The 11,972-nt window shown below is 37.1% G+C and carries 9 protein-coding genes and 1 tRNA gene; 3 read left to right on the forward strand and 7 right to left on the reverse strand.

Annotated elements, in window-relative coordinates; all coding sequences use genetic code 11:
* Window positions 1–146: 146 nt before the first annotated feature.
* The 3 genes from VJJ26_04185 to VJJ26_04195 all read right to left on the reverse strand — a co-directional run bounded on the left by VJJ26_04185 (window position 147) and on the right by VJJ26_04195 (window position 1,328).
* Window positions 147–223 (reverse strand) — tRNA-Arg (locus VJJ26_04185).
* A gap of 233 nt (window positions 224–456) precedes the next feature.
* On the reverse strand, window positions 457–906 hold the full coding sequence (locus VJJ26_04190) for a hypothetical protein (GenBank protein HLC07362.1): 450 nt from the start codon (window positions 904–906) through the stop codon (window positions 457–459).
* Entirely contained in the window at window positions 903–1,328 is a 426-nt protein-coding gene (locus VJJ26_04195) for an NUDIX domain-containing protein (GenBank protein ID HLC07363.1), read from the reverse strand. Before VJJ26_04195 ends, VJJ26_04190 begins: the two co-directional genes overlap by 4 nt.
* 270 nt (window positions 1,329–1,598) lie before the next feature.
* Here VJJ26_04195 and VJJ26_04200 point away from each other — a divergent pair, with 270 nt between their 5' ends.
* Complete coding sequence (locus tag VJJ26_04200) at window positions 1,599–2,480, forward strand: amino acid--tRNA ligase-related protein (GenBank protein HLC07364.1); 882 nt, start codon at window positions 1,599–1,601, stop codon at window positions 2,478–2,480.
* A 6-nt stretch (window positions 2,481–2,486) separates the two neighbouring features.
* Window positions 2,487–3,065 (forward strand): SET domain-containing protein, encoded by a 579-nt coding sequence (locus VJJ26_04205; GenBank protein ID HLC07365.1) that lies wholly within the window; start codon window positions 2,487–2,489, stop codon window positions 3,063–3,065.
* A 43-nt stretch (window positions 3,066–3,108) separates the two neighbouring features.
* Here the strand turns inward: VJJ26_04205 and pyrF are convergent, their stop codons facing one another.
* From pyrF to VJJ26_04220, 3 genes are all read right to left on the reverse strand, one after another.
* Window positions 3,109–5,646 carry an orotidine-5'-phosphate decarboxylase gene (pyrF, locus tag VJJ26_04210; GenBank protein ID HLC07366.1) on the reverse strand — a complete coding sequence of 846 codons (2,538 nt, stop codon included), beginning with the start codon at window positions 5,644–5,646 and terminating at the stop codon, window positions 3,109–3,111.
* Window positions 5,647–5,707: 61 nt separating this feature from the next.
* On the reverse strand, window positions 5,708–7,267 hold the full coding sequence (murJ, locus tag VJJ26_04215) for a murein biosynthesis integral membrane protein MurJ (protein HLC07367.1): 1,560 nt from the start codon (window positions 7,265–7,267) through the stop codon (window positions 5,708–5,710).
* A gap of 134 nt (window positions 7,268–7,401) precedes the next feature.
* Window positions 7,402–8,124, reverse strand: coding sequence for an ABC transporter ATP-binding protein (locus tag VJJ26_04220; protein HLC07368.1), 723 nt, complete (start codon window positions 8,122–8,124; stop codon window positions 7,402–7,404).
* Between the two features lie 223 nt (window positions 8,125–8,347).
* Between VJJ26_04220 and lon the strand changes: the two genes are divergently transcribed.
* Entirely contained in the window at window positions 8,348–10,705 is a 2,358-nt protein-coding gene (gene lon, locus VJJ26_04225) for an endopeptidase La (protein ID HLC07369.1), read from the forward strand.
* An 87-nt stretch (window positions 10,706–10,792) separates the two neighbouring features.
* On the opposite strand, the gene VJJ26_04230 is transcribed toward lon, so the two are convergent.
* Window positions 10,793–11,806, reverse strand: a complete 1,014-nt coding sequence (locus VJJ26_04230) for a hypothetical protein (GenBank protein ID HLC07370.1) — start codon at window positions 11,804–11,806, stop codon at window positions 10,793–10,795.
* Window positions 11,807–11,972: the final 166 nt, after the last annotated feature.

Here is an 11,972-nt window from a genome sequence, read left to right on the forward strand (position 1 = left end):
TGAAAGTGGTATGCCCGACCCTACTACGCTCTTGTGAGCTTCGAAAGGCATGCAGGATTCAAACGTAATGAATGCTAATTTAACATTTAAGAATATGGCTGCGCCAGCCGTAGTTTTACCGTGTCCTTCGTAGTTTTAACGTAGGCTGGTATGCCCGACAGGAATTGAACCTGTGGCCTGCAGATTAGGAATCTACCGCTCTATCCGACTGAGCTACGGGCACAGATTTAGACCCATTTCCACATGTTTCAATGGGTACCTAAAGAATCATAATCTATCATTTAAAAAAAATGGCCCTATTTCGCTAAAGCTACAAAGGGCTGGCCTCCCATACGAAGCTCCGAAGGAGCGAAGTATGGCGCCCCCAATTGAGAACGAAGTGAAAATTGGGGTAAAATTCAGCCTCCACAACCAAATAGTGCTCGCATCTACAAAAAGGAGCGAGTTTTTTTATGACTATTTTTCTGAAGAAATATTTTCAAGCGGAGCAGGCGTGATTTCAGGAGATTGTATGGTAAGGGCAATGTTGCAATGGTTATCAACGATATCAACAATCATCTTTTCAACTTTGTTACGAAGAAGCTCTTCATTAGATGCAACCACTTTCTTTTGTAATTCTAAAACCTTGGCTAAATGTATTGTGTCCGTATTAGATTTTTCTAATTGCGATGTTTGTATGATCATTGCATTTTTTTTATCTGATAGAGCCGATAATTCTTCTCTTGCAAGACCATGATAATACAGAGCTACATTGAGACAGTTAAGAATTATTTTCATGCGATCGCGTTCATTTTCACGCTTACTATCAGAAAATTGTTTAGGTTTAACAATCCCATTAGATAGTTTCATTGCCTGGGCTGTTGATACAAAACAACAAAAAATATACAAGAGCATTATACGCTTCATCTGTTACTTTCCTTAGTTATATATCTATGTGCTTTTTCCAATATTTCTTGAGCATTTTCATATGTCAATTGAGTAAGAGATTCTTCATAAGGTAACCATAAAAAATCGGTATGTTCATGCGAAAGCCTTACGTGTTTATTTTCTGTTTTTCCCACAAAAAAATAAACAGTTTTAGGTATTGTACCGAATTGATAATGATTATAAAAGTAGTTTGTTACTGTTTCAAAAGATGTATCTAATTCTACTGTTAAACCAGTTTCTTCGTACAACTCCCTGATTGCTGTTTCTTCCTTTGTTTCTCCTGTTTCCATTGTGCCTTTTGGAAAATCCCAATGTCCAGCTGTGTAATGCAGTAAAAGATAGATAGGTTTGCCATCTTTTATTGTATATGTAACAATGCCTGCTGAATACATGTTTTTCATAATGATTTTACTTTATATACTTTATCATTTTTATATGAGGTTCCCACGTGACGCATTCTTCGTAGCTTCATGCAAAGTAGGAAGAAACTCGGAACGTAGGATTAAATAATATAACAGATCCCCTTGTACTTAACTATGCCAGTTCCAAAATTTTTTTTATTCTTTGAAACTTGAAAAGATTTTCAAGGTAGATTAGAGTGGTTGAAGGTTTACGCAACCAAGGTATATTTGAGTAATTTTGAAGCTATACAAAAAAAGGAAGGTGCGGGTATGCAAGATGCATTAATGTATGATTACATTCTCAGAAAAATGCGCACATTTTTTCTAGAGCAAAAAAATTTTATTGAGGTTCCTGCACAATCGCGGCTTTCTATTTTAGCTGCATGTGAAGATCCCAAAACTATTACACAATTTGTTTTTAGTGGAGTTAATTATCCATTACCGCAAACAGGGCAAATGTGGCTTGAAGTTGAGCTTCTTAAAAATCCACGTCTAAAAGGAGTATTTTGTTCAACAACAAGCTATCGCAACGAGCCGTTTCCTATTCCCGGTCGGCATGATAAAATTTTTCCAATGGTAGAATTTGAATCACATGGTACCATTGATGACATGAAAAAAATTGAAGCAGAACTGCTTCAATTTTTTGGATTTTCTGCTCCTATCTCACTACAGTATAATGATGTTTGTAAGCGTTATAATATTCAAGAGATTAACGCAGAGTGCGAAAAACAAATGGCGCAAGATATCGGCCCTGTGATAAGCCTTGAAAAATTCCCCTTACGTACACATCCATTTTGGAATATGAAACGTGACTCAGGTGAGATTTTTAATAAGATTGATGTTGTTTTATACGGTATGGAAACCTTTGGTGGAGCAGAACGATCAACAGATGTTAAAGAGATGCGGGACTACTTTTTTAATATTTCCAATGGTCAGTATGCTCAACTATTGTTTAGCTCTTTTGGTAAAGAACGCGTAATGAAAGAGCTCGACGAATATTTATCATTACCAATGATTCCTCGATTTGGATGTGGAATTGGAGTTACGCGTATGGCACGTGCTCTAACATGTGCAGGAATTGATCGTGAGATGTGGGATTTAGATTTTATCAGTGCGCGTCCACGATCATTTGGCCAAGTAAATGCATGGTGAAGTAATATGAAATATTTTCTACTGGGTTGTGGGAGCCTTATATTAGTTGGTGTAATGGCATATACTACAGATCAAAATGCACAATCATGGGTTGATCCTCGCTTAGAAGTATGTCAACTCTCTATGCGAGGTCCAGGAATGTTTACAACAGCACCCATAGCAAAAGATACGCTGCTTGCTGTTTTTGGTGGTACAATTATGAACAAAGAATCGGTGTTAAGTCTTCCTGCTGAATTGATCAAAAATGTACTGCAAATTAATGATGGGTTATGGATAGGTTCTTTACATGCTGAAACAACTGACTTTATTAATCACAGCTGCAATCCTAACGCCGGTCTCAGGGGACAAATTTTTTTAGTTGCAATGTATGATATAGCTTCTGGTGAAGAAATCACTTTTGATTACGCAACTGTTGTCTCTGAGTGGATTGGGATGGAACCTTTAATCTGTAATTGCCAATCGTCATGCAGAAAAAAGGTAGAAGCAAATGATTGGCAACGTAAGGACCTGCAAGAGAAATATCGTGGTTATTTTGCTTTTTATCTTCAAAAGAAAATTCATGCTCTAAAAAATAATAATGAATAAAAGAGACCCCAATCTTTGGGGCCTCTTTTAATTAATAACGTATCTATTTTTGATTAATTTTTTGCTGGTATGCATCCCATCCTGCTTTTCTATATCGTTGTGCTTCATTGAGAGGATCTTGAGCTTGCAAAATACCTCGACCAACAATGATAATATCACTGCCGAGTTCATTAATAACTTTTTCTGGCGTAAGGTATTGCTGTCCAAAAGCATCACTACCTTCTGCTAATTGCACGCCAGGCGTTACATGAAGAAGCCCAGGATTATCAGATAATTTTTGCCGACAAATGACACCTATGATATTTTCCGGATAATCCAAAGCCAATTTTACTGTTGCATCTGTATAAGATTGCTGCGTAAGTGCTTGAGCACTACTCATTTGCGCAATCAAAAGAAAGGCAGAATTTTCTGTTGCTGATGTTGACCTCAGTGCTTCAATTGTGCCATTACCAGCTATACTATGCACCGTAATTATATCAGCCCAATCTGCAATACGGAAAACACCACCTGTATATTGATGTAATGTTGTTGATCCAATATCGGCAAATTTACGATCTTCCCATATCAAAAAATTATGTTTATCTGCAAGAGAGCGTAATTGCTCAGGAAAATCTTGATTAAAGTCATTAATGATATCACAATGTATTTTTAAAACACATATTTCTGGGCCTACCAGATCAGCTAATTCCAAAAGCTTTGTCTTGTTGGTAACATCAGCAGAAAAAACAAGATTAGTTTTTTTTGTTTCCATTATAGTGAGCAAACGTTGCGCAGTGAGATTAACACAGTAAGCAGCGCGTTGCTTATACGTTAAATAGCCCCATTCTTTACTCTGTGCCGAACGGGGACCCCTTAATAAGAGAGTGCTTGAATCGTGAGGTAAAGTATGTTTCGTTTGTTCACATGATGTGCGGACCATATCAACTGTTTCTTGGCTTATTCGATGAGATTTTTTAAGTAAGTTCAAGAGCTCCTGCAGGGTAAAAATAGAATGCAACCTATAGCCATTACCAGTAATATTTTCTGTTCCTCCTTGCTGGCGATCGATGAGTACTACAACATCTTTAACTTTTAAGCCGGTGGCTTCAACTGTTTTAATAGTTTCTAAAATACTTGAGCCGGTAGTTATAACGTCTTCAATTATCAAACATTCTTGACCTGGGATATAAACGCCTTCAACCATATTTTTTGTTCCATGATCTTTTGCTTCTTTACGTGCCATGATCATCGGTGTTCCTGAAAGCATGGAAAGGGCTGTTGTTACCGGAACTGCTGCATAAGGAACTGCGCAGAGTATATCGGCATGGCACTTGTGTTGAATATCTTTAAGACAAATAGCTAGTTCTTGTAAAATATCCGGATGAGATATTGCAATGCGCATATCAACATAATTATTAGAACGAATACCGCTTTTAAATGTAAAATCGCCAAATTTAATAACGCCAATATCAAAAAGTTTATTAGCAAGTTCTTCTTTATTTATGCTTGATGTGCTCGTTGCATTATGTAATTGCTCGTGATATTCAGCGACAAGATAAGGGTTGTACATCATACCTGTTGCTGAAAGTGCGATGGTTGCACCTGCTGCAAAAAATTTAGAAAAATGAGAAGCCATAGTAATTCCTCCTACTCCAAGAAGTACAAGATTGAGATTTTCCCTTCGTATAATTGTAGAAGCTGTCTTTATAAAATCAAGAGCCAGTTCTTGAATTGGAATCCCTGAAACTCCCGCAATGGTTCTTGTGCCGAAGGTTGGTGTACCATCAATGTTTACAACTTTCATAGGCACTGAATTGATACCACATATGCCTTTTACACCAGCCGTTGCTGCTGCTATTAAAGCTTGTTTCATTAATTGGTAATCGGTAAAAACACCACATTTTAGAATAATCGGTATCTGAGAAGGAGTGCTTTGTACCAGAGCTTGAGCAATAGAAAAGATATCCTCTGGTCTTGTATAGATTGATTCATTGTTGGTGTTTAAATTAGGACACGAAAAATTTGCTTCAATAATATCAGCACCACTCTCTGAGGCTAATCGAGCTGTTTTTATCCATTCATCAAGAGTATTACCAAAAATAGAGACGATAAGTACTTGGCCCTCGAGCAAAGACTGTTTAGCTTTTTGGATATCATTTTTTGTCCAATCTGCATCCATAGATTGATTGCCAAAAGAATTTGCGATAGCAATATCTGATGAATACGTAGGCTCACTGTTATGGGCAATAATAGTTTTTCCAATATCATCATGGGTAAGGGGCACCGATCGGTCAATATACGTTATGTTGGGCTGTGGGTGAGGTGGCCACGTATAACATCGGATTGTTTTATAAGTGAGAACATCACAACCAAGCCTGGCTGCCAACCAGATACCCTTGCTAGTAGTAACAGCACAGGCCGATATTCCAATAGGTGAAGCAATTTTGTAACCCAAAAATTCATACCAATCCTTTTTTGGTGCACGATGAATTACAGGAAGACTCGGTTCCATCATTTGAACTGGTGTAATCATTGCCATACATAACATTGCATGGGCAGTGCAGATAGTGAATGTTACTGCTATGGCTAACAGCCTTTTCATTGGGCTTCCTTTAAAATTATGTACGTAACAATGCCTGTAGAATACATTTGTTTCATAGTTTTTACTTTAAAAAGTGAAGTTTTATGTTAAATAATGTACGTGAGTAGTATAACAAAATAAGAAAAAACAGAGCAAGGGGACTTACCCACAACCAAAGTCCTATGTGTGCGGTGAAAAATAATGAAACTGCTGGTGGCATGCAGAATATAATTGCGTGCGTACAGGCATGATACAACAGCCAAAAGAAGAAACTGTAGCACGTCAGTTGTGCAAGATATGTTGTTACAAACCATAAAAATGGTGATAAATAAATACGAAAGTTGTATTTTTTACGCAAAATTATCAAGAAAAAAATTGTTTGTACAATGCCAGAAATGGTTGTTGCAAGAGCTAGACCTACTGTTTGAAACCGCTCTATAAAAAGCATATTAAGGATAATATTGATTGCAGTTGCGCCCAGAGCGATAAGAGCAGGAATCCATGCTGCGTGCATAGCATAAAAGATGTTGAGTAATATTTTGTTTAAGGAAAAAAAGAATAATCCAAGCAAAAAAGCAAGTAGAATATTACCAGCTTCTTGTACTTGCATAAGGGTGAATTTTTTTGAAAGAAAGATTGTTGAAAAAATTTCTTCTGAAAAAAATGCCATGAATAATGCAACAGGCATTGTTACCCAAAAAATAAATTTAGCCGATTCAAGGAGATAAAAGTGTAGTCGTTTTGGGTTGAAAGTATTCACGCGGGAAAAATGAGGAAGCAGAATAGTAGAAAATGCAACAGCAAAAACTCCAAGTGGTATGCCCACAAAACGGTTTGCATAAAACAGTAATGATATTGATCCTGGTGCCAACAGTGATGCAAAACTTGTATCAATAAATAGTGCTACTTCCATGAGGCTGACACTTGGCAGACAGAGCAGAAATTTTCCCATAACACGCGCAAAAACTGTAAGATCATTACGTGTTATTTTTCCAAAGAAAAAGTGAAATCTAAAATACATTATAAGATGCAAAAGAAAGTGCACAAATCCAGCTAGTACTATAAACCAACAAAGATAGGTAACGGGCAGATTAAAAACGAGTGATATACACAATCCTATAATGAAAATAATATTTACTACCACAGGAGCGATTGCAGGGACAAAAAAATGGCCAATTGCATGCAGTGCGCCACCGAGCAGTGCGCTACTTGATATGAAAAAAATAAAAGGCATAAGAATGTGCAGCATAGGAATTGCAGCAAGAACTTGTTGTTCAGAAAATCCTGGAGCAATAAATTGTATGACGTGTTGTGCATACGTCATAATCAGGGCACATAATAGCAGAACCATACCTTCAAAAATTAAGAAGGCAAGTGACATTAATCCAGCAACAGCATTTTTATCATTGTGTTGCATGGTACTGACTACGGTTGGAATAAATGCAGCAGAAAGAGCGCCTTCGGCAAAAATTTTACGTAAAGAATTAGGTATTTTGAATGCAGTTAAGAATGCATCAGATAATCCACTTACTCCCAGATAGCGAACCATGAGTACTTCGCGTACTATGCCAAAGAATCTACTGAGTAACGTGGACCCGCCTACTTCGATTGTTTTTTTGAGTATTGTTTTTTGTGATAACATGGGGGTAATTTCTTTCTAATCGGTTTTACCCTTCGATACACCCTACTTCGCTAAAGCTACGAAGGGCACTCAGGGCGAGCGGGAATAGAATATTTTTTGTTTATCTATGAAATTAAGCATCTCTTTATTATTGATTATTCCTTACCGCTCGTCCTGAGTGCCCCGAAGGGGTGTATCGAAGGATGGCGGATTAACCCACCCTGATCTAACGTGTATACTACGTCCATTTTTTCGGCAACATAATCATCATGGCTACTGACAATAATTCCCATTCCCCATTGCCGACATGATAATAAAAGATCAATGATAGTTTTACCTGTTGCAAGGTCCAAGTTCCCTGTTGGCTCATCGGCAATTAAAAAAGCTGGTTCGTTAAAAAGTGCACGGGCAATGGCAACTCTTTGTTGTTGTCCACCAGAAAGTTCGCCTATTTTACTGTTTTTTTTGTGTAAAAGCTCTACTTTTTTAAGAAGTTGTTCTGCTCTTTTTTCGCAATCAATTTGTTTACATCCACTAATTAAACCGGGAAGCATTACATTTTCTATGACCGAAAGTTCTTTGAGTAGATGAGGTGACTGAAAAACCAATCCAATCGATTTATTTAGAAAATGTGAAAGGTCTGGAGCAGCAAGTGTATGTAATGAAATGTTATTAAATAACACTGTTCCTGTTGTTGGAGTATCGAGACCAGCGATAATATGCATAAGTGTTGATTTGCCTGACCCTGAGATACCAGTGATGGCATAACTCTTTTCTTGCATAAACAAACTGTCTATGTTACTAAGAACAATGACTTCCTCTCTACCTTGTATAAATTTTTTAGAGATCCCTTGTATAGTAAGTGTAGCTTTTTGCATAATGGTCTCCTGTTCACCCAAATACGATACTTTTTTGATAGTATAAGGTCATAAATTGTCTTTTCATAGCAAAAAACCGGACAAAAATGATAGTGTTTTGGATAAAGGCTATTTGGTAAGAATTTTTTGCTCCCCTGGCCGACAATTATTGAGTTACCCCTCACTTATCTCATAAACTAGACTTGTAATGTACAGCACAAAATAAAAATTAGGGGGAGTGGTAATGAAAAGTGTTGTCAATCAAAAAAAGGTGAATATTTCTCCAGAGATATTGCCAGTTATACCGACCATGGATGTTGTTGTTTTTCCGCAAATTATTGTACCATTGCTTGTTCTTGATGAAAAAATAATTACCGGGATCAACCGTTCAATAGAAGAAAAAAAGATGGTATTTCTTCTTGCGGCAAAAAATGGTGTTGATCCTCAAGGATCAATTAGCACCGATGATTTATATGCCGTTGGTACTATCGCGACGGTGATGCGTCTGATTAAAATGCCCGAAGGTGGGATTAAGATTCTTGTTCAGGGAGTTTGCAAGGCGCGTGCACTTGATATTATGACGAATGATAATATTCTACAGGCAAAAGTACAAAAAATTGAAGTTGAAGAGAGTAATGGTGCAGAACTAACTGCGTGTGTGCAGAAAATTAAAAAAATTGCTGATCAAATGGCAACTTCAGGATATACCTTCAGTCCTGATTTTCATATCATTCTCTCAAAAATGAACGATGCGGGAAAAATTGGTGATTTCATTCTTTCTCACCTCAACCTTAACGTTGATGATGCACAAAAACTTCTTGAAACTGATACGCAAAAAGATTTTCTCATGATGCTTTCTGATTACTTGAGTAAAGAGGTGCAAGTTGCCGAAATTCAAGAAAAAATCAGAAACAATGCACGTGAATCAATGAACCGCTCTCAAAAAGAGTTTTATTTACGTGAACAACTTAAAGCAATTAAGCAAGAATTAGGTGAAGATGATCTTGAAGAAATAGAAGATATGCGTGAAAAATTGGATGCGCTTTGCGTATCTGATGAAATAAAAAAAGAGATTGGTCGTCACATTAATCGGCTTGAGCGCACGGCGCCAGATTCGCTTGAAGCTACCGTTACGCGTAATCACTTGGAATGGGTTTTTGCGCTGCCATGGAATAACCGAACAGAAGATAATCTTGATATTGCACATGCAAAGCAAATTCTTGATGAAGATCATTTTGGTCTTAGAGAGATTAAAGAACGCATACTCGATTTTATATCAATACGGAATTTAAAAAAAGATGGATTTGCACCAATTCTTTGTTTTGTTGGGCCTCCGGGAACTGGTAAAACATCGTTGGGTAAATCAATTGCTCGTAGCTTGGGTAGGGAATACGGTCGAATTTCACTTGGTGGTGTAAAAGATGAAGCAGAAATTCGTGGTCACAGGCGAACCTACGTTGGTGCAATGCCGGGCAGATTTATCCAAGCATTAAGAAAATCTGGATCTCGTAATCCACTTATCGTTATTGATGAATTAGATAAAATAGGTGCAGATTTTAGAGGCGATCCTTCCGCAGCAATGCTTGAAGTTCTTGATCCGCAGCAAAATAAAACATTTTATGATAATTATCTTGGTATTCCATTTGATTTATCAGAAGTTATGTTTATTGCAACAGCAAATAATGCTGATATTATTTCTGAGCCATTGCGCGATCGCATGGAAATTATTGAATTAAGTGGATATACGCTCGAAGAAAAAACAAATATCGCGCGCCAACACTTGGTGAAAAAATCGATTGCAAATGCCGGGCTTGAAGATCAGAATATTCTTATTCCTGATCCTATCGTTCAAAAAATTATTTCTGATTACACCAGAGAATCAGGTGTGCGTCAATTAGAGCGGCTTATCAGTAAGTTGTGTTCAAAAGCAGCACGGACATTTGTTGAAACTAAAAAAATAGTAGATTTTTCAGTAGAAAATCTTGATCAATACCTAGGACCATGCCGATTTATTGATGACGGTGCAAATAAAAATCACCAAATTGGTATATCAAATGGTCTAGCATGGACAGCAGTTGGTGGTGAAATACTGCAAATTGAAGCAATGTTAATGCCAGGAACAGGTAAATTATTACTTACGGGGCAACTTGGTGATGTGATGAAAGAATCAGCGCAAGCAGCACGTAGTTATGCATGTGCGCATGCGAAAGATTTTGCTATTGATAACAAGATGTTTACTGAGTACGATTTGCATATTCATCTTCCGGCAGGAGCTGTACCAAAAGATGGTCCATCTGCTGGGCTTGCAATGTTGACCGCAATGCTTTCAACATTAACCAATCGTCCAATAAATTCTGACTACGCTATGACGGGGGAATTAAACTTACGTGGTGAAGTTATGCCAATTGGTGGTGTAAAAGAAAAAATATTGGCAGCAAAACGAAATAATATTCCATATGTTATTTTGCCAAGAAAGAATAGTCATAATTTAGCAGAGCTTGATAATATGATTGATGGCATTGATATTATTTTGGTGGATCATGCAAATGATATTATGGAAAGATTGCTGATGCCAGTGGATGAGACTAAGGGTGTTGCGTAAGTGAGTGTAAATTAACCAATGTGCCTCAAAAGTAAAATTGGGGTGGTAAATGTTTACCACCCACTTTTACTTTGATAACTTTGTTTGTTATTTTTTTAATTCGGCCATTAATGCTTGCAATTCTTGTGGGCTCATTGTGTTAAGATTTTCTTGAAATTTATCATAAGCGATTTTAGATTTATCACGCTCTCTTTGTTTTTGTATCATATCATTTTTTGCAAGTTCACGATTTTCAGGAGTTGTGCTAGGATCGTCAGTAATCCGCTTATAAGCGCTTAGCGCAGTTGTATAGATGGCATTCGCGTCACTATATTTAGTATAGAGGGTTAGTAAAATTGAAGCGGCTCGCATGCCATGTTTGGCCACTATTTTTGTGTATTCCCAACCAGTAGTTCCTTTTTCTTTCAACCAAGTGCCCGCAGTAGAGAGGGCTCCTGTACCAGCAGTTTTGAGCATACCTGCAGCTTGACCAGCATAAGATCCTGCTGCGGTTACGCCTGCGCCTCCAAAGACAATTTTATCAATACCAAGTGCGACAGCGCCTGTTACAAGTGCACGGAACGCATTACTCCATTCTTTTCCTGCGATTACACTTTGATTACGAATGGCTCTATCAACTTTTTTTAATGATTCTTTCAGTTTATTCAATCGTGCTGTAATGATATTATATTCTTTATCTTTACCTGATAGAGGAGCATTCCATATCCATCCTTTATCGGTAACAGTCGCTAATCTTTTTTCTAACAATTCAATGTTTTTGTTAAGTCTAATTTGTAGAGGCTCTAACAGTTTTAGTTTTGCTTTGGCATTGTCTCTTTGTTTTTCTGAGTATCCTGTTATCACATCACCTATCACTGATCGTTCTTCAAGATCCTTGAGTAATTCTTGAGCTGCTTCAATAGCATTTTCTTTAGCTTGTTGTTTTTCTTCTGGAGTTTGAGCTTTTTTTACGTCTCTAATAGTTGATTCAAAATTTTTGGTGTTGCTTGTTATTTGTTGCTTGGTGGTAGGTGTTGGGTATGTTACAAATCGAGCCTGCATTGTGCTTATCATTGCAATTGAAGCAATCGCAATAAACGCCATGTTCATTATTTTTTTCACGAAAAACTCCTTTTTTATTCAATTTATGTATGCACAACAAATGTTATTGTACTATTTTCATGATAAACAAATTGATTTCAGTTTGTCAATAAATTGGATGAATAAGTAAAAGGAGAATGGAATTATACTGATGGTCTGTGTTGTGAAAAGAGAAAGAGTGAGGATA

This window comes from Candidatus Babeliales bacterium, from assembly GCA_035288105.1.
GTDB lineage: Bacteria > Babelota > Babeliae > Babelales > Vermiphilaceae > SOIL31.

Coding starts and splice junctions, on each gene's coding strand:
- VJJ26_04190 (HLC07362.1), bottom strand. CDS start 906: ATGAAGCGTATAATGCTCTTGTATATTTTTTGTTGTTTTGTATCAACA.
- VJJ26_04195 (HLC07363.1), bottom strand. CDS start 1,328: ATGAAAAACATGTATTCAGCAGGCATTGTTACATATACAATAAAAGAT.
- VJJ26_04200 (HLC07364.1), top strand. CDS start 1,599: ATGCAAGATGCATTAATGTATGATTACATTCTCAGAAAAATGCGCACA.
- VJJ26_04205 (HLC07365.1), top strand. CDS start 2,487: ATGAAATATTTTCTACTGGGTTGTGGGAGCCTTATATTAGTTGGTGTA.
- pyrF (HLC07366.1), bottom strand. CDS start 5,646: ATGAAAAGGCTGTTAGCCATAGCAGTAACATTCACTATCTGCACTGCC.
- murJ (HLC07367.1), bottom strand. CDS start 7,267: ATGTTATCACAAAAAACAATACTCAAAAAAACAATCGAAGTAGGCGGG.
- VJJ26_04220 (HLC07368.1), bottom strand. CDS start 8,124: ATGCAAAAAGCTACACTTACTATACAAGGGATCTCTAAAAAATTTATA.
- lon (HLC07369.1), top strand. CDS start 8,348: ATGAAAAGTGTTGTCAATCAAAAAAAGGTGAATATTTCTCCAGAGATA.